General features: G+C 61.8%; 17 protein-coding genes. 7 read left to right on the top strand and 10 right to left on the bottom strand.

Annotation, left to right across the window (positions count from 1 at the left end; translation table 11 throughout):
• The first annotated feature begins 19 nt into the window (after nt 1–19).
• From GOQ28_RS10345 to GOQ28_RS10330, 4 genes are all read left to right on the top strand, one after another.
• Nucleotides 20–1468, top strand: coding sequence for a S41 family peptidase (locus tag GOQ28_RS10345; RefSeq protein ID WP_160356370.1), 1449 nt, complete (start codon nt 20–22; stop codon nt 1466–1468).
• A gap of 19 nt (nt 1469–1487) precedes the next feature.
• The gene (locus tag GOQ28_RS10340) at nt 1488–2258 is read left to right on the top strand and encodes a HesA/MoeB/ThiF family protein (protein WP_160356369.1); all 771 of its coding nucleotides are present in this window, start codon (nt 1488–1490) and stop codon (nt 2256–2258) included.
• A gap of 205 nt (nt 2259–2463) precedes the next feature.
• Nucleotides 2464–3225: a FadR/GntR family transcriptional regulator gene (locus tag GOQ28_RS10335; RefSeq protein WP_160356368.1), complete on the top strand. Its 762-nt coding sequence runs from the start codon at nt 2464–2466 to the stop codon at nt 3223–3225.
• Complete coding sequence (locus GOQ28_RS10330) at nt 3222–4634, top strand: FAD-binding oxidoreductase (RefSeq protein WP_160349922.1); 1413 nt, start codon at nt 3222–3224, stop codon at nt 4632–4634. Before GOQ28_RS10335 ends, GOQ28_RS10330 begins: the two co-directional genes overlap by 4 nt.
• Nucleotides 4635–4776: 142 nt before the next feature.
• On the opposite strand, the gene thiC is transcribed toward GOQ28_RS10330, so the two are convergent.
• Nucleotides 4777–6699 carry a phosphomethylpyrimidine synthase ThiC gene (gene thiC, locus GOQ28_RS10325; RefSeq protein WP_160356367.1) on the bottom strand — a complete coding sequence of 641 codons (1923 nt, stop codon included), beginning with the start codon at nt 6697–6699 and terminating at the stop codon, nt 4777–4779.
• 343 nt (nt 6700–7042) lie between these two features.
• Here thiC and GOQ28_RS10320 point away from each other — a divergent pair, with 343 nt between their 5' ends.
• Nucleotides 7043–7642, top strand: a complete 600-nt coding sequence (locus tag GOQ28_RS10320; RefSeq protein ID WP_160349924.1) for a SecDF P1 head subdomain-containing protein — start codon at nt 7043–7045, stop codon at nt 7640–7642.
• Nucleotides 7643–7811: 169 nt separating this feature from the next.
• Here the strand turns inward: GOQ28_RS10320 and GOQ28_RS10315 are convergent, their stop codons facing one another.
• The gene (locus tag GOQ28_RS10315; protein ID WP_160349925.1) at nt 7812–9317 is read right to left on the bottom strand and encodes a tripartite tricarboxylate transporter permease; all 1506 of its coding nucleotides are present in this window, start codon (nt 9315–9317) and stop codon (nt 7812–7814) included.
• Between the two features lie 24 nt (nt 9318–9341).
• Nucleotides 9342–9806, bottom strand: coding sequence for a tripartite tricarboxylate transporter TctB family protein (locus GOQ28_RS10310; RefSeq protein ID WP_160349926.1), 465 nt, complete (start codon nt 9804–9806; stop codon nt 9342–9344).
• Between the two features lie 456 nt (nt 9807–10262).
• On the opposite strand from GOQ28_RS10310, the gene GOQ28_RS10305 reads away from it, so the two are divergent.
• Complete coding sequence (locus GOQ28_RS10305) at nt 10263–11009, top strand: ABC transporter substrate-binding protein (protein ID WP_160356366.1); 747 nt, start codon at nt 10263–10265, stop codon at nt 11007–11009.
• 103 nt (nt 11010–11112) lie between these two features.
• Here the strand turns inward: GOQ28_RS10305 and GOQ28_RS10300 are convergent, their stop codons facing one another.
• Nucleotides 11113–11622, bottom strand: a complete 510-nt coding sequence (locus tag GOQ28_RS10300) for an acyl-CoA thioesterase (RefSeq protein WP_160349928.1) — start codon at nt 11620–11622, stop codon at nt 11113–11115.
• Nucleotides 11623–11737: 115 nt separating this feature from the next.
• Here GOQ28_RS10300 and GOQ28_RS10295 point away from each other — a divergent pair, with 115 nt between their 5' ends.
• Nucleotides 11738–12529, top strand: a complete 792-nt coding sequence (locus tag GOQ28_RS10295; protein ID WP_160349929.1) for an SDR family oxidoreductase — start codon at nt 11738–11740, stop codon at nt 12527–12529.
• Nucleotides 12530–12567: 38 nt separating this feature from the next.
• On the opposite strand, the gene GOQ28_RS10290 is transcribed toward GOQ28_RS10295, so the two are convergent.
• The 6 genes from GOQ28_RS10290 to GOQ28_RS10265 all read right to left on the bottom strand — a co-directional run bounded on the left by GOQ28_RS10290 (nt 12568) and on the right by GOQ28_RS10265 (nt 17901).
• Complete coding sequence (locus tag GOQ28_RS10290; protein WP_160349930.1) at nt 12568–12753, bottom strand: hypothetical protein; 186 nt, start codon at nt 12751–12753, stop codon at nt 12568–12570.
• A gap of 48 nt (nt 12754–12801) precedes the next feature.
• The gene (gene trpC, locus GOQ28_RS10285; RefSeq protein WP_160356365.1) at nt 12802–13590 is read right to left on the bottom strand and encodes an indole-3-glycerol phosphate synthase TrpC; all 789 of its coding nucleotides are present in this window, start codon (nt 13588–13590) and stop codon (nt 12802–12804) included.
• Nucleotides 13587–14618 (bottom strand): anthranilate phosphoribosyltransferase, encoded by a 1032-nt coding sequence (gene trpD, locus GOQ28_RS10280; protein WP_160349932.1) that lies wholly within the window; start codon nt 14616–14618, stop codon nt 13587–13589. The genes trpC and trpD overlap by 4 nt, the downstream gene beginning before the upstream one ends.
• A gap of 18 nt (nt 14619–14636) precedes the next feature.
• A complete protein-coding gene (locus GOQ28_RS10275) occupies nt 14637–15200 on the bottom strand; it encodes an aminodeoxychorismate/anthranilate synthase component II (RefSeq protein WP_160356364.1) in 564 nt (187 codons plus the stop codon).
• A gap of 189 nt (nt 15201–15389) precedes the next feature.
• Nucleotides 15390–16910 (bottom strand): anthranilate synthase component I, encoded by a 1521-nt coding sequence (gene trpE, locus GOQ28_RS10270; RefSeq protein WP_160356363.1) that lies wholly within the window; start codon nt 16908–16910, stop codon nt 15390–15392.
• Nucleotides 16911–17205: 295 nt separating this feature from the next.
• On the bottom strand, nt 17206–17901 hold the full coding sequence (locus GOQ28_RS10265) for a phosphoglycolate phosphatase (protein ID WP_160356362.1): 696 nt from the start codon (nt 17899–17901) through the stop codon (nt 17206–17208).
• Between the last annotated feature and the right edge of the window lie 39 nt (nt 17902–17940).

Here is a 17940-nt window from a genome sequence, read left to right as displayed (position 1 = left end):
TCAACATCAGGAAGTGTGCATGAGCACTCGCAAGTTTCGTGGTTTCGGTTTGATAGCTATCGGCGTGGTAGCGGGCGTCCTGCTTAGTGTAGGCGTGTCCGCCATCGCGCAACGGGGCAGCCCATTGCCGTTGGATGAACTGCGGCAACTGAGCAATGTTTTCGCCGCGATCAAGAACAACTACGTCGAGGCGGTCGATGACAAGACGCTGATCGACAATGCGATCTCGGGCATGGTGTCCAACTTGGACCCGCACTCGGCGTATCTGGATGCCGATGCCTTCCGCGATATGCAGAGCACGACGCAAGGCGAATTCGGCGGCCTGGGCATAGAGGTCGGATCCGAAGACGGCTTTGTCAAAGTGATCTCGCCCATTGAAGACACCCCGGCCGCGCGCGCGGGCGTGATGGCGGGCGACTTGATCATCAAGATCGATGACACCCCCACCAAGGGGATGGCGTTGAACGAAGCGGTCAAGCTCATGCGCGGTGCGCCTAAAACGCCCATCACGCTCACGCTGATGCGCGCGGATAATCCGCAGCCCATCGTGGTCAAGATCGTGCGCGACGTCATCAAGGTGCGCAGCGTGCGCAGCAAGATGCTCGACGGCGACATTGGCTATGTTCGCATCGCTCAGTTCCAGGAAAAAACGGGCTCCGATCTCGCGCGCCATCTGAAGGAACTTGGTGCCAAGGGCGCGCCCAAGGGTCTGATCCTGGATCTGCGCAATGATCCGGGCGGCCTCTTGACCAGCGCTATCGGTGTAGCGGCCGCCTTCCTGCCGCCGGATGTGTTGATCGTGTCCACCGATGGCCGCACGCCGGATTCCAAACACAAATACATGGCAACGCCCGCCGAATACTCGCGCGGCGAGGGCAACTATCTGGCCGGTCTGCCTGCATGGGTGAAGACCGTGCCGATGGTGGTGCTGGTCAACGTAGGCTCGGCCTCGGCTTCCGAAATCGTGGCGGGTGCGCTGCAAGACTATAAGCGCGCCAAGGTCTTGGGCAACCGCACGTTTGGCAAGGGCTCGGTGCAAATCATCCTGCCGCTGAGCCAGGACACGGGCGTGAAACTCACCACCTCGCGTTATTTCACGCCTAAGGGCCGTTCGATTCAGGCTACCGGCATCGAACCGGACTATGTGGTCGCCGACACGGCCGAAGGCGATTTGTTCCGCCTGCCGCGTGAAGCCGACCTGCAGCGTCACCTGTCCAATAGTCAGGCCGAAGAAGTGAAATCGATGTTGGACGAGGATGTGCCGCCGCCCCCAGCCGGCAAAGTCTTTGAATTTGGTGGCAAGGATGACTTCCAGCTGCAACAAGCACTGAATCTGCTGGCCGGCAAACCCGTGCAAAAGGGCTCGGCCCGCGCGCAGGCGCAGGCCAATGCCAAGCCGACGCTTAGCGGCGAAACCGAACGCAAGACCATCACGCCCAATGGCGTGGAGCCCGCTCAGAAGAAATGATCGACCGGCGGTTGAGCAAATGAACGACCAACAGTTACTCCGATACGCCCGGCATATCCTTTTGGACGAGCTGGGCATCGAGGGGCAGGAACGCTTTCTCTCCGCCCGGGTGCTGGTGGTCGGGGCAGGGGGCCTGGGTTCGCCTGCCGCGCTCTATCTGACTACCGCCGGCGTGGGCGATATCACGCTGGCCGACGATGACATTGTCGAGCTGAGCAACCTGCAACGCCAGATCCTGCATGTGGAATCGAGCGTGGGCCGGCCCAAGGCCGAATCGGGGCGCGACATGCTGGCCGCGTTCAATCCCGAAACCCACGTGACCGCGCGCGTGGAGCGGCTGGACGGTGTGAAGTTGGACGAGGCCGTCGCTGCAGCCGATCTGGTGCTCGATTGCACGGATAACTTCAAAACCCGGCACGCCATCAATCGCGCCTGCGTGCATCATCGCAAGCCGCTCGTGTCCGGCGCGGCGATCCGGTTCGACGGGCAGGTGAGCGTGTACGACCTGCGCCATGATGACGCGCCGTGCTATCACTGTTTGTTTCCCGAAGCGGATGATGTCGAGGCCGTTAACTGCGCCACGACCGGGGTTTTCGCGCCGCTGGTTGGCATCATCGGCGCCATGCAGGCGGCCGAAGCGTTGAAGCTGCTGGCCGGTATCGGTGAGAGCCTGTCTGGCCGGCTGCTGTGGCTGGATGTGCGCACGATGCAGTGGCGTAGCGTGAACGTGCGCCGCGATCCAGAGTGCGAGGTGTGCAAGGATCGGGAACATCACGCGGTGGCCGCGTGAGCGCGGATCGTGCGCTTTAGCATCATTGTGGGTCTAGCCTGACTGGCCCACGCAAACACATACCAAATCCACCACAAGCACCAGCACCGCGGCGTTATACGGCTCGGCCTGGCCACGCTGCCCACCCGCGCCCAACACGCAGACTTGCACCACCTGTGCTTCACAAAGTTTTCAGATAACCTGAAAATTCTTCTACAATCGTTGGATGCTGACGAAATCCACAACCCTTACCGAGCAGGTAGCGAGCCAACTGGTGGCAGAGATCGCCGCTGGCGTGCATCCCGTGGGCGGGAAGCTTCCGACCGGCAAAGCGCTCGCCCAGCGCTATGGCGTCAGTGCCGCCGTGATCCGCGAAGCGACGGAGCGGCTGCGCGCGCAGGGCCTGGTGGCGAGCCGACAGGGTGCGGGTTGCACGGTGATTGCGCGTACGGCCAGCGGCGGTTTTCAGGTGCCTGGGCGCAGCTTGTTGACACGGCAGCAACTGGCCGATGTGTTCGAGTTGCGGATGGAGCTCGAAGGCAGCGCGGCGGCGTTAGCGGCGTTGCGCCGCGATGCCGCGGATCTGGCCGAAATGCAGCGCTGCCTGACTTTGCTCGAGCAGCATTTGCATCATCCCGAGCTCGCGGTCGAGCACGACATCGCGTTTCATGCCGCGATTGCCGTGGCCACGCATAACGCCTACTACCAGCAGCTGCTGCAGTATTTGAATCTGCAGGTACGAGCCGCCGTGCGCATGGCGCGCGAAAACACGCTGCAGCATCCATCGGCAAGCGTGGACGAGGTCCATCAAGAACACGTCGCCGTGCATCAGGCCATCGTCGCGGGCGATGCGGCGTTGGCCCGGCAGGCGGCGCGGCGGCATTTGCGGCGCGCCGCGGCTCGGCTCGCATTGAATCTTTCCGAGGTGGACGGCGCATCTGGCCACTCGACCGAGGCTACATCTTTATCTACCGGACAGACACCATGACGACTTCCGATTTCTCGCAGCGCCTGATCGAGGCGTTGGGGCCAGACACCGTATTCACCGCGCCTGATGACATCGAGCCGTGGTTAACCGACTGGCGTGGCCTGTACAAGGGTCAGGCGCAGGCCGTCGTGCGCCCTCGCACCACGGAAGAGGTCGCCAAGTGTCTGGCGCTTTGTCAGCAGGCGGGGGTGCCGGTCGTGCCACGTGGGGGCAATACTGGCCTTTGCGGTGGCGCGACGCCCGACGGCGCACCGGCCAACGTCGTGCTGTCGTTGGATCGCATGAACAAGGTGCGTTCTGTCGACACGATCGCCAATACGCTGGTGGCAGAGGCAGGGTGCATACTCGGCAATCTGCGGCGCGTGGCGGAGGAGGCCAACCGTATGCTGCCGTTGAGCCTCGCCGCCGAGGATTCATGTCAGATCGGCGGCAACGTCTCCACCAATGCGGGCGGTGTGAACGTGGTGCGCTATGGCATGACGCGCGAGCTGGTCTTGGGCATCGAGGCCGTGTTGCCAACGGGCGAGATTTTTCACGGCCTGCGCACCCTACGCAAGGACAACACCGGCTACGATCTGAAGCAGTTATTAATCGGCGCCGAAGGCACCTTGGGCGTCATCACGGCGGTGGCGTTGCGGCTCTTCCCCCGCAATAGCGTACGGTCTGTCGTGTTGGCCGCGGTGCAATCGCCGCAGCAGGCATTGGAACTCGCTGAACTCGTCAACGATCAGTGCGGCCCACGTCTGCAAGCCTATGAGTTTTTCACCGGCGACTGCGTGGACCTCGTGCTCGCACATGCGCAAGGCGTGCAGGAGCCGTTCGCACAGCGTTATCCCGGCTATGTGTTGATGGAGCTGGCCGACACCGCCGACGAAGACGCGTTGAATGCATTGTTGGAAAACGTGATGGGTGCGGCGCTCGAACGCGAACTGTGCCTGGATGCGGCGGTATCGACCTCGATGGCGCAGCTGCAAGCGCTGTGGAAGCTGCGTGAAGAAATCTCCGAGGCGCAGCGTGCGGACGGTCCGCATTTAAAGCACGATATCTCGCTGCCTATCGAACAGATCCCCGCCTTCATGGAGTCGGCCGAAAAGCGCGTGCGCGAGGCGTATCCCGATATCCGTCCGTTTATCTTTGGCCATTTCGGCGACGGCAATCTGCACTACAACTTGTCGCGTCCGGCGGGCGCGCCGCGCGAGTGGGCGCAGCAGCAGGGCGATGCCGTAACCGATATCGTGCTGGATGAGGTCAATCGCTATGGCGGCAGCATCAGCGCCGAGCATGGGATCGGCCAGCTCAAGCGCGATCACTTCCTGCATAGCAAGGACCCGCTGGAGCTGCGTTTGATGCGCGATATCAAGCGGCTGTTCGATCCCGCTGGGATCCTGAATCCGGGCAAGCTGCTGTAAGGGTGAGTGCGTCAACGATGGGCCGATTGGAGTTGACGCACTCAGCAGGTGCATAGGCACCGTATGAGCGCGCGCGGGTGAATACCGGGGCCAGATGCGCGCGCACCATGCATGGTGGCGTCACCCTGACGCCACCCTTTGATCAACGTCGCTTCGATTCAAACAAGATCGGTTGCTGCAACGCGGCCGGCGATGGCGCCGGAACGCTGACCTCCGCGATGATCGCATCGCTCTGGATGGGCTGCGGGGCGCTGGCATCATCGCGCACGTTCTGCGTGATCTTCATGCTGCAGAACTGAGGACCACACATCGAGCAGAATTGCGCCGTCTTCATCGAGTCCTTGGGCAAGGTCTCATCGTGAAACTTGCGCGCGGTATCGGGGTCCAGGCTGAGGTTGAATTGATCCTCCCAACGGAACTCGTATCGCGCTTTCGAAAGCGCGTTATCGCGCATCGCAGCGCCGGGGTGTCCCTTCGCGAGATCGGCGGCATGGGCGGCGATCTTGTAGGTGATCAGTCCGTCCTTGACGTCTTGCTTGTTGGGTAGCCCCAGATGTTCCTTGGGCGTGACATAGCAAAGCATGGCCGTGCCATACCACGCGATCATCGCCGCGCCGATGCCTGAGGTGATGTGGTCGTAGCCGGGGGCAATGTCCGTGGTCAGCGGCCCCAGCGTATAGAAAGGCGCCTCATGACAATGCTCGAGCTGCAGCGTCATGTTTTCCTGGATCAAGTGCATCGGCACATGGCCGGGGCCTTCGATCATCACCTGTACATCGTGTTTCCACGCGACCTGTGCGAGTTCGCCCAGGGTCTTTAGCTCCGCGAATTGCGCGGCGTCATTGGCATCATAGCCAGAGCCAGGACGCAGGCCATCGCCAAGCGAAAAGCTGACGTCGTAAGCTTTCATGATCTCGCAGATGTCTTCGAAGTGCTCGTACAAAAAGCTCTCTCGGTGATGGGCGAGACACCATTGCGCCATGATGGCCCCGCCGCGCGACACGATCCCGGTCAGGCGATCCGTGGTCAATGGAATAAACGGCAGTCGTACGCCGGCATGGATGGTGAAATAGTCCACGCCCTGTTCAGCCTGTTCGATCAGCGTATCGCGAAAGATCTCCCAGCTGAGTTCTTCGGCTTTACCGCCGACCTTTTCCAGCGCCTGATAAATAGGTACCGTCCCAATGGGCACCGGTGAATTGCGGATGATCCATTCACGCGTCTCATGAATGTGTTTGCCGGTGGAAAGATCCATCACCGTATCGGCGCCCCAGCGGGTCGCCCAGGTCATTTTCTCGACTTCCTCGCCCACGCCGGAACTCACGGCCGAGTTGCCGATGTTGGCATTGACCTTGACCAGAAAATTGCGCCCGATGATCATCGGTTCGAGTTCCGGGTGGTTCACGTTGGCGGGAATAATGGCTCGCCCACGTGCGACTTCATCGCGCACGAACTCGGGCGTGATCACGGCGGGCAATGCCGCGCCAAACGACTGCCCCGGATGTTGCCGTGCCAGCCTCTGCGCGAGTTTTTCGCCTTGCGGGCCGGTCGCGCGAAGCGCCTCCAGATCGTGCTCACGGCGCAGGTTTTCGCGCAAGGCCACGAACTCCATCTCGGGCGTCACGATACCGCGCCGCGCATAGTGCATTTGCGTGACGTTATGTCCGTGCCGCGCGCGCCGTGGCGGGCGCTGCGCGATAAAGCGCATGGCCGAGGTGGCGATATCCTCGAGCCGGGCGCGGCCATAGGCGCTGGTGGGGCCTTGCAGTCGTTCGGTGTCGTCCCGATCGGCAATCCAGGGCTCGCGCAGCGCGGGCAGGCCTTGTTGGATATCGATCTTCGCCTCGGGGTCCGTGTAGGGGCCGCTGGTGTCGTAGGCCGTCAGCGGGGGATGTTGTGTGCCGCCATACTGGGCAGGTGCCGGGCTTTGCGCGATTTCCCGAAACGGCACGCGTATGTCCGCGCGCGAGCCCGTGACGTAGACCTTGCGTGATTGGGGAAAAGGGACAGTGACTGCTGCATCGACGGCCGCTGTGGCCGCGACGAACTTCGGGGAGGGGTTCATTGAATGCTCCAAAAAGACGTTGGAGCCGAACGGGGGGAATTCCAGGCGTGACCGGGCAGGGCGAACCCGCCGGCGTGGCATTGGAAGACGCTCCCAGCATCGGCATTATCCGTACTGGTACGAAGGGACTCTCTCAACACGTCGCCATCACTGCGCGACGAGTACCCCTGCGTGGGAATGAGTATAGACTGCTTAAGGGATGTCGTTTGTCCTTACGGTTTACAACTGCACACGGATGAAACTATTGTGACCCTCGCCAGCCCGCTACACTTTTTGTAAATTGGAACTCAGGCGGGGCGCTGATCCGCAGTACCCTTGTATCAATCAAAAAGGAATAATCACCATGCAATTCACTATGCGCAAGTTAGCGCCCGCAGTGGCCGTACTCACGTTCGCGCTCGCAGGCTGCCAGACCTCGCCCAAGCAAACGGCCAAGACCGACGAAGCGGCGCAGTCGACGCAGGCGCAAGGTCAGGCGGTGACGGCTTCCTCGGTTGAGTTTTATGTGGCCCGTACCGCTTCGGCTCCTGGCCTGATGGAAATCAAGGTGCCGGACGGCTCGCTGTTCCTGGAGCGTCAGCCCGCGCTCACGCGTGCGGATCTGAGCGAGGCGGCGGCGCTGGTTGATCGTGATGGACAAAACTATGTGGGCCTGCGCTTTACCGAAGGCGGTGCGCGCAAGCTCAACGATGTGAGCAACCAGAACGTCGGCAATATGCTGGCCCTGGTGATTGATCGCGAACTGGTGGCCGCGCCGCGCATCGCCGAGACGCTCAATCGGGGTGTATTGGCCTTTGGTGTGCCCTCGGCCCAGGCGGCATCCGAAATTGCGGCCAAGATCCGCGGTGATCAAGCTTCTGCCGCGCAGCCCAACGGATCGTCCGCGCCCAACGTGCCGAACCCGGCATCTCCCACCGCGCCGGCACCGCTGACGCCGCGCTGATCGCCGGGACTGCAGGGTCGGTGCCACGCGCCGACCCCGTGGCAGTATCAAATAGAAAAGGCCTGGGATGTGACATCCCAGGCCTTTTTGTTCACCGATTCAAGCGACCGGTCATCGCAATGCCGTGACCGGGGCAACCCGGGGCGAACCCCGCGCTGCCCTCGATGCATCAGTCTTCTTCGACGAAGGCTTCCTGACGCTTCTTGCGAATCGACGGCAGGGCCACGAGCACGACAAGGATCAACGCCGCACCCAGCAACGAGGCCGACAATGGCCGCGTCACAAACGTCGTGAAATCGCCGCGCGACAGCAGCAGGGCACGACGGAAGTTTTCTTCCATCATGGGTCCCAGCACCAGACCCAGCAGCAGCGGGGCGCCTTCGCACTTCAGCTTGGCCCAGATATAGCCGATGATGCCGAAGATCGCGGTGACGTAGATGTCGAACACGTTGTAGTTCAACGAGTACACGCCGATCGTGCAGAACACCAGAATGGCCGGGAACAGGATGCGATAGGGCACTTTCAGCAGCTTGACCCAAACGCCGATCAGCGGCAGGTTGAGCACCACCAGCATCAGGTTACCGATCCACATGGAGGCGATCAGACCCCAGAACAGTTCCGGGTGGCTGGTCATGACCTGCGGGCCGGGCTGAATGTTGTGGATCGTCATCGCGCCCACCATCAGCGCCATCACGGCGTTACCCGGGATACCCAAGGTCAAGAGCGGGATAAACGAAGCCTGTGCGCCGGCGTTGTTGGCCGATTCGGGACCAGCCAGACCTGCGGGGTGGCCTTTACCGAAGCGTTCCGGTTCCTTGGACAGTTTCTTTTCCAGGGTGTAGGAGGCGAACGCCGACAGCACAGAACCGCCGCCGGGCAGGATACCCAGAACCGAGCCCAGCGCCGTGCCGCGAACGATGGCCGGGACCGCTTCACGGATTTCCTGCTTGTTGGGGTAAAGCGAGCCGATCTTGTCTTCGAGCTGGACGCGGTTTTCTTTTTGCTCCAGGTTCGACAGGATCTCTGCGAAACCAAACACGCCCATGGCCACGATGGCGAAGTCGATACCGTCTTGCAGCTCGGGGATGCCGAAGTCATAGCGCGCCACGCCCGAGTTCACGTCGGTACCCACCATGCCCAGCAGCAGGCCCAGCAGAATCATGCAGATTGCCTTGGGCAGCGAACCCGAGGCCAGCACCACGGCACCGATCAGACCCAGGGTCATCAGCGAGAAGTATTCGGCGGGACCGAACTTGAAGGCGATTTCCGACAGCGGAGGCGCGAACGCGGCGATCAGCAGCGTGGCCACGCAACCGGCAAAGAACGACCCGATAGCCGCCAGCGACAGCGCCGCGCCCGCACGGCCATTACGTGCCATCTGGTGACCGTCGAGCACGGTCACCACCGCTGAGGTTTCGCCTGGCAGGTTAACCAGAATCGCGGTGGTGGAGCCGCCATACTGCGTACCGTAGTAAATCCCGGCCAGCATGATCAGGCCAGCCACCGGCGGCAGCACATAGGTGATCGGCAGCAGCATCGCGATGGTGGGCACGGGCCCCAAGCCAGGCAATACGCCGACCAGGGTGCCCAGAATGCAGCCCAGCAAGGCGTACAGCAGGTTCTCAGGCGTGAACGCTACGGAAAAACCGAGCGCCAAGTGTTCCATCAATTCCATGATTGTCTCTCTTCCCCGTGTGTTTTAGTTCATGCCCAGAAACGACGGCCATAGCGGGAAAATCAATCCCAAGCCCTTGATGAACGCCAGCCAGCAGAACACCACCAGGAAGATGGCGTTGACCAGCGCGACGCGGAAGCTGTACTCGTAGCTGGCCACACTGCTGGCCATGACGAGCAGGAACAGCGAGAGATACAGACCGAGCGGCCGCAGCAAGGCGCCGAACAGAATGACGGAGCCGATAATGATGAACAGGATTTTGAAGTCGAAGCGATCCACCGTGGTCTTGGTGGCCTTGGGCGACATGGCGCCCAGCGCGACGACCGCGCCCAGTACGGCCAGACAGATGCCTAGCCAGAAGGGGAAATAGCCTGGGCCCATGCGGGCAGACGTTCCCATTTGATACTGAGTGGCGATGAACGCAAAACCCAGGCCAAGCAGCGTAAACATCGCTCCTGCCCAGAAATCTTGCTTATTCCTTAGCTGCATAGAAGGTCTCCGTATTGTGTCATGCCTACTGCTTCGGCACGGTTAATGGCCACGCAATGTCTAAGGACGCAAGCAGCTTGGACCAGAACAAAAAAAATATGGCGCGGCAATTCGAGCCATATTCGGGTGCACAAGCGTCCGGACATGTCACGCGCCACCAGCACGCAAAGTCCAAGTCGGGGTGGATCGTATCACGATGTACTTGGGATTTCTGTTGGTGAATCCTCTAAGTATTGAACCTTCGGGTATGTCCCTATCTGGCCCAATACGCTGTGCGCAAAGCCTGCTTTTATAGGGATCCGGCGCCTGAATATCGCGTTGTCGCGACGGCGCTGCCCGTGTGGAAAACGTCCCCGATTAGTCGGCGCGGACAATGTGATGTCCCATGCTGCGCTTTATTGTTTACAGTGACGGCGTCAGCTGTGCCCGTCAACTCTTTGTAAAAGCGACCATCAGATGGACATCCTTCCGGAAATACGCGCGGCGTTCGCGCCCACGGGGCGCCTGCGCGCTTCGATCAACCTTGGTAATCCTATTTTGGCGGGGCGTAATGCGGCCGGCGAACCCGCGGGCGTGTCCATCGATCTGGCACGTGAGTTTGCCCGGCGGATTGGGCTCGAATTGGAACTCGTGGTGTTCGACACGGCGGGCAAGTCGGTGGACGCCGTCACGGCGGAGAGCGCCGACATCGGGTTTTTCGCGGTGGATCCCGTGCGTGGCGCAGGCATTCGCTTTACCGCGCCCTACGTGCTGATCGAAGGGGCCTACCTGGTCAGGCAGGATTCGCCGCTGCGAGAAAACGACGAGGTGGATCGTGCCGGACATCGTGTCGTGGTCGGCAAGGGCAGCGCCTATGACCTGTACCTGACGCGCGAGTTAAAGCAGGCGGAGATCGTACGCGCACCCAGTTCGCCCGCGGTCGTCGAGACGTTCTTGGCGCAGAACCTGGAGGTGGCCGCGGGAGTGAAACAACAATTGGAAGCCGATGCGCAGCGCGTCGGTGGCGTGCGGCTGCTGCCGGGACGTTTTATGGTGATCCGTCAGGCCATGGGTCTACCCAAGGGGCGCGATGCGCGCGCGGCGGCATTTCTGGTCGCGTTTGTAGAGGATATGAAAGCCAGCGGCTTCGTCGCCGAGGCGATGAAGCGCCACGGCATCCAAGGCGCCTCGGTCGCACCACCCGAAGCACCGCCGACATTCTGATTAGGGAAAATCCCAACCCGGTTTTGCCGGATTCGTTGTGTCCGGGCGACACATTTGGAGGCTGTCGGTACGAGCCAATCCCGATGCGGGCGCACCGGCAGCGTTACGACGCGGCCCCCGGCACCGGGTCTTGTACCCGCTGCTTGATCTCTTCGTGGTGCCGTTCCATCGCTTGACGCAATTCGCGCCGCTGGCGCGCTGCCTCGTAGCGCTGGCGCTGTTCCAGGGTTTTCAGCTCCAGCTGCGGCACGGGCGTGGGCTGCCCGTTTTCGTCCACCGCCACCATCGTGAAATAGCAGCTGTTGGCGTGACGCACGACTTGTTTGCGAATGTCCTCGGTGATCACCTTGATACCGATTTCCATTGAGGTCCTGCCGGTGTAGTTGACCGAGGCCAGAAAGGTCACCAGCTCTCCCACATGAATGGGTTGCCGGAACATCACCTGATCGACCGACAGCGTCACGACATACTGGCCGGCGTAACGGCTCGCGCAAGCGTAGGCCACCTGGTCCAGGTACTTCAGAATCGTGCCGCCGTGCACATTCCCGGCAAAATTCGCCATATCCGGCGTCATCAGGATGGTCATGGAAAGCTGGTGCGTGGTGTCTTGCATGGCGGTGCCGGGCGAGTGAAAAACGTCATGGTACTGCGTGCGCACGGCGCTTGGCCGCAGCAGCCCTCAATATCCTGCTCAACTGGTGTACTGTCGGGGTTGAGGCGCTGCGCGGATGGACGCGAGCGCGCATCACGGCAAGGAGCAAGGCGTGTCTGAATCTCGGAAAGTCATGATCGTCACCGGCGGTAGCCGGGGTATCGGCGCGGCGGTAGCGCGTCTGGCTGCGCGACGCGGTTATGCGGTCTGCGTGAACTATCGCCAGCGCAGCGATGCGGCCGACGAGGTGGTGCGCGCCATCGAGGCCGAGGGTGGCCAGGCCATCGCGGTGGCGGCCGATGTCGCTGACGAGGGTCAGGTGGTGCAGCTTTTTAAAACCGTCGACCGCGAGCTGGGGCGTGTCGATGCGTTGATCAATAATGCGGGCGTGCTGGAGACGCAATGCCGTCTGGAGGATATGGATGCGGCGCGCATGACCCGCATCCTGACCACCAACGTCGTGAGCGCGATGGTGTGCTGTCGCGAAGCGGTGCGACGCATGGCGCCCCGGCATGGCGGACGCGGCGGCTCCATCGTTAATGTCTCGTCGGTGGCCTCGCGCCTGGGGTCGCCGGGCGAATACATCGACTACGCGGCGTCCAAGGGCGCCATGGACACATTGACCATCGGCTTGTCCAAAGAAGTCGCCGCTGATCAGATTCGCGTGAATGGGGTGCGGCCCGGAACGATCTATACCGAGATGCATGCCAGTGGCGGCGAGCCAGGGCGCGTGGATCGGTTGGCCAGCTCCATCCCGCTGCAGCGCGGCGGCACGGTCGAGGAAGTAGCTGGCGCCGTGATGTGGTTCTGCTCGGACGAGGCGGGCTATACGACGGGGTCGTTTATCGAAGTGTCCGGGGGCAAATGACCGCGCACGTCATACAGCCGCTCAGTGGCGCCGTGCCGTCATCTCCCTGTGTCTGGATAGTTTGGCCCGGCGTCGTGGAAGCCGCCATTGCTATAGGGATTGACCGCGCCGGGATGCGGCGGGCCCGGGTTGTCGCCGAGTGCGCAGCCCGACAATAGTCCGGCGAGCGCCAATGCCGCCAGGACAGGCGGTCGAAGTGTAAAGGCTTTCAAGTATCGCGACATGTTGGTCTCCGGAATGCGCTGCGCCAGACGCGAGCGTTCGCAGCTGGATCAGCGCATGAGTCGTGCCAGCTCCGCGCCCGGGTCCTCGGCGCGCATGAATGCCTCGCCCACCAGGAACGCGTGCACGTCGTGCTTGCGCATCAACTGCACGTCATCGCGGCTCAGAATGCCGCTTTCAGTCACCACGCGCTTGCCGGCGGGGATGCGCGGCAGCAGGTCGATCGTGTTCTGCAGGCTGGTCTCGAACGTACGCAGATTGCGGTTGTTGATACCAATCAGATTGGTCTTGAGCGACAGCGCCGTATCCAGTTCCTCGGCATCGTGCACCTCGACTAGCACATCCATGCCCAGTTCCATCGCCAGCTGTTCCAGGTCGCGCAGCTGATTGGGCGCCAAGGCCGCCACGATCAACAGCACGCAGTCGGCACCCATGGCGCGGGCGGAGATCACTTGGTAGGTATCGACAATGAAGTCTTTGCGCAGCACGGGCAGCGGGCAGGCCGCGCGCGCGCGGCGCAGATTGTCATGCGAACCCTGGAAGAACTGCACGTCCGTCAGCACCGACAGGCAGGCCGCGCCATGCACGGCATAGGTGGCGGCGATGGCGGCCGGATCGAAGTTTTCGCGCAGCACGCCCTTGGAGGGCGAGGCCTTTTTGACTTCGGCGATGACCCCGGCGTGACCCTGGGCGATTTTGTCTTCGATAGCCTGGGCAAAGCCTCGTACGTCTTGGCGGGCCTGTGCTTCGCGCAGCAGTTCTGCTTCGCTGCGCAACTGGCGAGCCGTGGCGACTTCCTCGGCTTTGACGGCCAGGATCTTCGCAAGAATGTCGTTCATTTCAAAAATTTCCGGGTATAGGCGCAGAATTCTTCCAACTTGGCGCGCGCCGAGCCATTAGACAAGGTTTCAAATGCCAGCGAAAGAGCTTCGCCGATATTGTCGGCCTTATTGCCTGCATAAATCGCCAGCCCCGCGTTAAAGGCCACGATGTCGCGCGCCACGCCTTCGACATTATCCAGCGCTTCGATGACCAGCTCACGCGATTCCTCGCGATTGCTGACTTTGATGGCTCGATTAGACACCATCGCCAGGCCGTAGTCTTCGGGGTGGATCTCGTACTCGCGGACTTGTCCGTCTTTCAGTTCGCCCACCAGGGTGGCACTGCCCAGCGATGCCTCGTCCATGCCGTCACGACCATGCACGATCAGCACATGGCGCGAGCCCAGCCGCTGCAAGACGCGTACCTGGATGCCGACCAGATCGGGGTGGAATACGCCCATCAGCTGATTGGCCGCGCCCGCCGGGTTGGTGAGCGGGCCCAGGATGTTGAAGATCGTGCGCACGCCCAGTTCCTTGCGGATAGGGGCGACGTTTTTCATGGCACTGTGGTGGGCGGGGGCATACATGAAACCGATGCCGGTCGCCTGCAGGCATTCGGCGACTTGTTCCGGGCTCAGCTCCAGGTTGGCACCCAGGGCTTCGAGCACGTCGGCGCTACCCGAGGACGACGAGGCGCTGCGCCCGCCGTGTTTGGCGATGGGCACGCCAGCGGCTGCCGCGACAAACATGGCGGCGGTAGAAATGTTGAAGGTATGGCTGCCGTCGCCGCCCGTGCCGCACATATCCAGCAGGTCTTCGGGGTTGGGGGTGACGACCGGCGTGGCGAATTCGCGCATGACCTGCGCCGCCGCGGTGATCTCGCCGATGGTTTCTTTCTTGACGCGCAAACCCATGATGAGAGCGCTGGCCATCTGCGGGGACAACTCGCCGCGCATCAGCATGCGCATCAGGTGCAGCATTTCATCGTGGAAGATTTCGCGGTGCTCGATGCAGCGTACGAGCGCTTCGGTGCAGGTGATAGACATAAAGGTATTCCCCGAGGATCAGATATTCAAAAAGTTTTGCAGCATGGCGTGCCCGTGTTCGCTCAACACCGATTCCGGATGGAACTGTACGCCGTAAATGGGCAAGGTTTTATGACGAACCCCCATGATGTCGCCATCCGGCGCGGTGGCCGTGACTTCCAGGCACTCGGGCAGTGTGGCGGGATCGATGGTCAGCGAGTTGTAGCGGATGACCGTGTAGGGGGAGGGCAGGTCTGTGAATATATCGGTGCCGGTGTGGGTGATCTGAACCGTTTTGCCGTGCATGATCTGCTGCGCGCGCACGATGCGTCCGCCATGGGCGGCGCCGATGGCCTGATGGCCCAGGCACACGCCCAGAATAGGCACTTCGCCAGCAAAGCGCTGGATGAGCGGTACTGACACGCCGGCCTCGGCCGGCGAGCACGGGCCTGGCGACACGCAGATGCGATCCGGTCGCAGCGCGGCGATTTCATCCAGCGTGATCTGGTCATTGCGGGCGACGCGGACGTCTTCGCCGAGTTCGCCGAAATACTGCACCAGGTTGTAGGTGAAGGAGTCGTAGTTATCCAACATCAAAAGCATGAGGCACCTGTAGCGGTGAGGGCGCGAAGGGTAGGCCTGGGAGCGCCGAGATTCTGAAAAGCGAGGGGGAGGCTTATCCTCGCGTGTGTGGGTCGGGTCTGATTCGGTCTGTGTCCGGAGTGGGGCATGTCGAACGCGGTTCAGTCGTATTCAACGCGCTTTCGGTATGCCTGGTTGGCCGCGCTCGGCTCAGATCGGTTCGTCCAGCCCATGTTGCACCTGTTCAGCCGCACGCAAAACCGCGCGCGCCTTGGCCTCGGTTTCGGCCCATTCGGCTTCGGGGTTCGAGTCGGCGACGATGCCGGCGGCCGCCTGCACATACAGCATGCCGTTTTTGATTACGCCGGTGCGGATGGCGATGGCGACATCCATCTCGCCGCCGTAGCTCAGGTAGCCGGCCGCACCGCCATAGATGCCACGGCGTACCGGCTCGAGTTCGTCGATGATTTCCATGGCGCGTACCTTGGGTGCGCCCGTGAGCGTGCCAGCGGGGAACGCGGCGCGCAGCACATCCATGCTGCTCATGCCGGCATGCAGGTTGCCCGTCACATTAGAGACCAGGTGCATGACGTGCGAATACCGCTCGATGGTCATGGTGTCGGTGACTTTGACCGAGCCAACTTCGGCCACGCGGCCCACGTCGTTGCGCGCCAGATCGATCAGCATGACGTGTTCGGCGATTTCCTTCGGGTCGGCCTTCAGCTCCTCGGCCAGCGCCAGATCCTGCTCGGGCGTGGCGCCGCGTTTACGCGTACCGGCCAGCGGGCGGATGGTGACTTGCGATTTGGTCACGCCCTCGTCCTGGATTTTTTCCTGACGCACCAGGATTTCGGGCGAGGAGCCGACCACCTGGAAGTCACCGAAATTCCAGAAATACATGTACGGAGACGGATTCAGCGAACGCAGCGCGCGATAGAGCGACAGCGGCGAATCGCGGAAAGGCTTGGCGATGACCTGGCCGATCTGCACCTGCATGAGGTCGCCGGCGGCGATGTATTCCTTGGCGCGATGCACGGCGGCCAGATAGTCCGTTTTGCTGAAATCGCGGCGTTCCTCGGTCAGCATGCTGGGATGGCTGTAGGGGATATCCACCGGGCGGCGCAGGCGGGCGCGCAGATCGCGCAGCCGGGTCTGCGCGCGGCTATAGGTCTCGGGTTGACGCGGATCGGCGTACACCATCAGGTAGGTGCGACCGGCGAGGTTGTCGATGATGACCAGTTCGTCCACGTGCATCAGCATGATGTCGGGGGTGCCGTCATCCATGCCCGCCGGAAACGGCTTCACGGCAGGGCCCAGGCGCGGTTCGATGTGGCGCACGGTGTCATAGCCAAAATACCCGGCCAGCCCGCCGCAGAAACGCGGCATGCCCGGAGGCAGGGCGACCTTGAAACGCGCTTGATATTGTTCGATGAACGCCAGCGGGTCGCCTTCGTGGGTTTCTGTCACGTGGCCATCGCGCAGGACCTCGGTGTGCGTGCCGCGAGCGCGAATGACGGTGTGCGAGGGCAGGCCGATGAACGAGTAGCGGCCAAAACGCTCGCCGCCCACCACGGATTCCATCAGGCAGCTCATCGCGCCATTCTGCGGACCGGCGTGGGCCAGTTTCAGATAGATGGACAGCGGCGTGTCCAGATCGGCGTAGGTCTCGGAGATCAGCGGGATTCGGTTGTACCCCTGGGCCGCCAGGGCATTGAATTCGATTTCGGTCATGTCAGGTCTCTTGGTAGGGGGTCCAGGGACCGGACAGATACAAAAAAGCCCGGTCCAAGTTGTTGGGTCCGGGCTTTGGCGCTGTTTTTACAGCTGCGGCGCTGGGAGGCTTTACGCGTCCAGGCCGGGAAGGTCTATCGCCACCCGGAAGACAAACGCCACCAACGCCACGAGGCGCTGAGCATTTGGTTCGAGAGGCGAGCAGTCATGTAATCAGGTCTGAGTCAAAAAAGCTCAATACAGGAAAGGGCGGGTGTCGTCGCAGTACTGCTGTTGCGACTGACGCTCCGGCCTATCAGGCCTGCTGCAGTGTGGCGTTTTGTTCGGCAATCCACTCGGCTGCATGAGCAATGCTGTTTACTATAGCATCGACATCCAGAGTTTGTACATCTTGCCCTTCGTTATAGCCATAAGGCACCGCCAGCACGCGCATGCCTGCCGCGCGCGCGGCCAGGGCGTCATTGACCGAGTCGCCGATGGCGACGGTCTGCTGGGGAGTCACGCCCAGGCGCTCGCAGGCGTAGAACATTTGATCGGGGTCGGGTTTGCGTCGCACGCAGGTGTCCCCGCACACGACTTCCTGGAAAAAACCAGACAAACCCGTACGCTCCAAGAGCGGCAGGGTGAATTCGGTGGGCTTGTTCGTGACCACGGCGAGCTTCAAACCCCGCTCGCGCATGGTCTTCAATCCCTCGATGACGCCGTCAAACACGGTGGCTTTGTCGCCATTGACCAAGTGGTAATGGCGATAAAACGAGGTGCGTGCCTGTTCAAAGGCCTGCGGTTCGGGATCGGGGGCGTGCAAGGACCCTGCCAGGGCGCGGCGCACCAGATTGTCCACGCCCTTGCCGACGAAGGTTGCCACCACATCGATGTGCAGCGCGGGCATACCGAGTTCGATACGCATGGCGTTGGCCGCATGGGCCAGATCGGGGATGGAGTCCAACAGGGTTCCGTCCAGGTCGAGCAACGCGGCTTGGAAAGTGGTCATTGCAATCTCAATCGTTAAGGCTAAGGGTCGTCGGAGGGG

The sequence above is a fragment of the Bordetella sp. 02P26C-1 genome (genome assembly GCF_009763255.1).
Classification (GTDB): domain Bacteria; phylum Pseudomonadota; class Gammaproteobacteria; order Burkholderiales; family Burkholderiaceae_B; genus Bordetella_A.
The sequence above is the reverse complement of the archived record's forward strand: the minus strand, read 5'-3'. Positions and strand labels throughout refer to the sequence as shown.

What these genes read in the sequence shown, in the direction of transcription:
- GOQ28_RS10345 (WP_160356370.1), top strand. Translation starts at nt 20, where the DNA reads ATGAGCACTCGCAAGTTTCGTGGTTTCGGTTTGATAGCTATCGGCGTG.
- GOQ28_RS10340 (WP_160356369.1), top strand. Translation starts at nt 1,488, where the DNA reads ATGAACGACCAACAGTTACTCCGATACGCCCGGCATATCCTTTTGGAC.
- GOQ28_RS10335 (WP_160356368.1), top strand. Translation starts at nt 2,464, where the DNA reads ATGCTGACGAAATCCACAACCCTTACCGAGCAGGTAGCGAGCCAACTG.
- GOQ28_RS10330 (WP_160349922.1), top strand. Translation starts at nt 3,222, where the DNA reads ATGACGACTTCCGATTTCTCGCAGCGCCTGATCGAGGCGTTGGGGCCA.
- thiC (WP_160356367.1), bottom strand. Translation starts at nt 6,699, where the DNA reads ATGAACCCCTCCCCGAAGTTCGTCGCGGCCACAGCGGCCGTCGATGCA.
- GOQ28_RS10320 (WP_160349924.1), top strand. Translation starts at nt 7,043, where the DNA reads ATGCAATTCACTATGCGCAAGTTAGCGCCCGCAGTGGCCGTACTCACG.
- GOQ28_RS10315 (WP_160349925.1), bottom strand. Translation starts at nt 9,317, where the DNA reads ATGGAATTGATGGAACACTTGGCGCTCGGTTTTTCCGTAGCGTTCACG.
- GOQ28_RS10310 (WP_160349926.1), bottom strand. Translation starts at nt 9,806, where the DNA reads ATGCAGCTAAGGAATAAGCAAGATTTCTGGGCAGGAGCGATGTTTACG.
- GOQ28_RS10305 (WP_160356366.1), top strand. Translation starts at nt 10,263, where the DNA reads ATGGACATCCTTCCGGAAATACGCGCGGCGTTCGCGCCCACGGGGCGC.
- GOQ28_RS10300 (WP_160349928.1), bottom strand. Translation starts at nt 11,622, where the DNA reads ATGCAAGACACCACGCACCAGCTTTCCATGACCATCCTGATGACGCCG.
- GOQ28_RS10295 (WP_160349929.1), top strand. Translation starts at nt 11,738, where the DNA reads ATGGACGCGAGCGCGCATCACGGCAAGGAGCAAGGCGTGTCTGAATCT.
- GOQ28_RS10290 (WP_160349930.1), bottom strand. Translation starts at nt 12,753, where the DNA reads ATGTCGCGATACTTGAAAGCCTTTACACTTCGACCGCCTGTCCTGGCG.
- trpC (WP_160356365.1), bottom strand. Translation starts at nt 13,590, where the DNA reads ATGAACGACATTCTTGCGAAGATCCTGGCCGTCAAAGCCGAGGAAGTC.
- trpD (WP_160349932.1), bottom strand. Translation starts at nt 14,618, where the DNA reads ATGTCTATCACCTGCACCGAAGCGCTCGTACGCTGCATCGAGCACCGC.
- GOQ28_RS10275 (WP_160356364.1), bottom strand. Translation starts at nt 15,200, where the DNA reads ATGCTTTTGATGTTGGATAACTACGACTCCTTCACCTACAACCTGGTG.
- trpE (WP_160356363.1), bottom strand. Translation starts at nt 16,910, where the DNA reads ATGACCGAAATCGAATTCAATGCCCTGGCGGCCCAGGGGTACAACCGA.
- GOQ28_RS10265 (WP_160356362.1), bottom strand. Translation starts at nt 17,901, where the DNA reads ATGACCACTTTCCAAGCCGCGTTGCTCGACCTGGACGGAACCCTGTTG.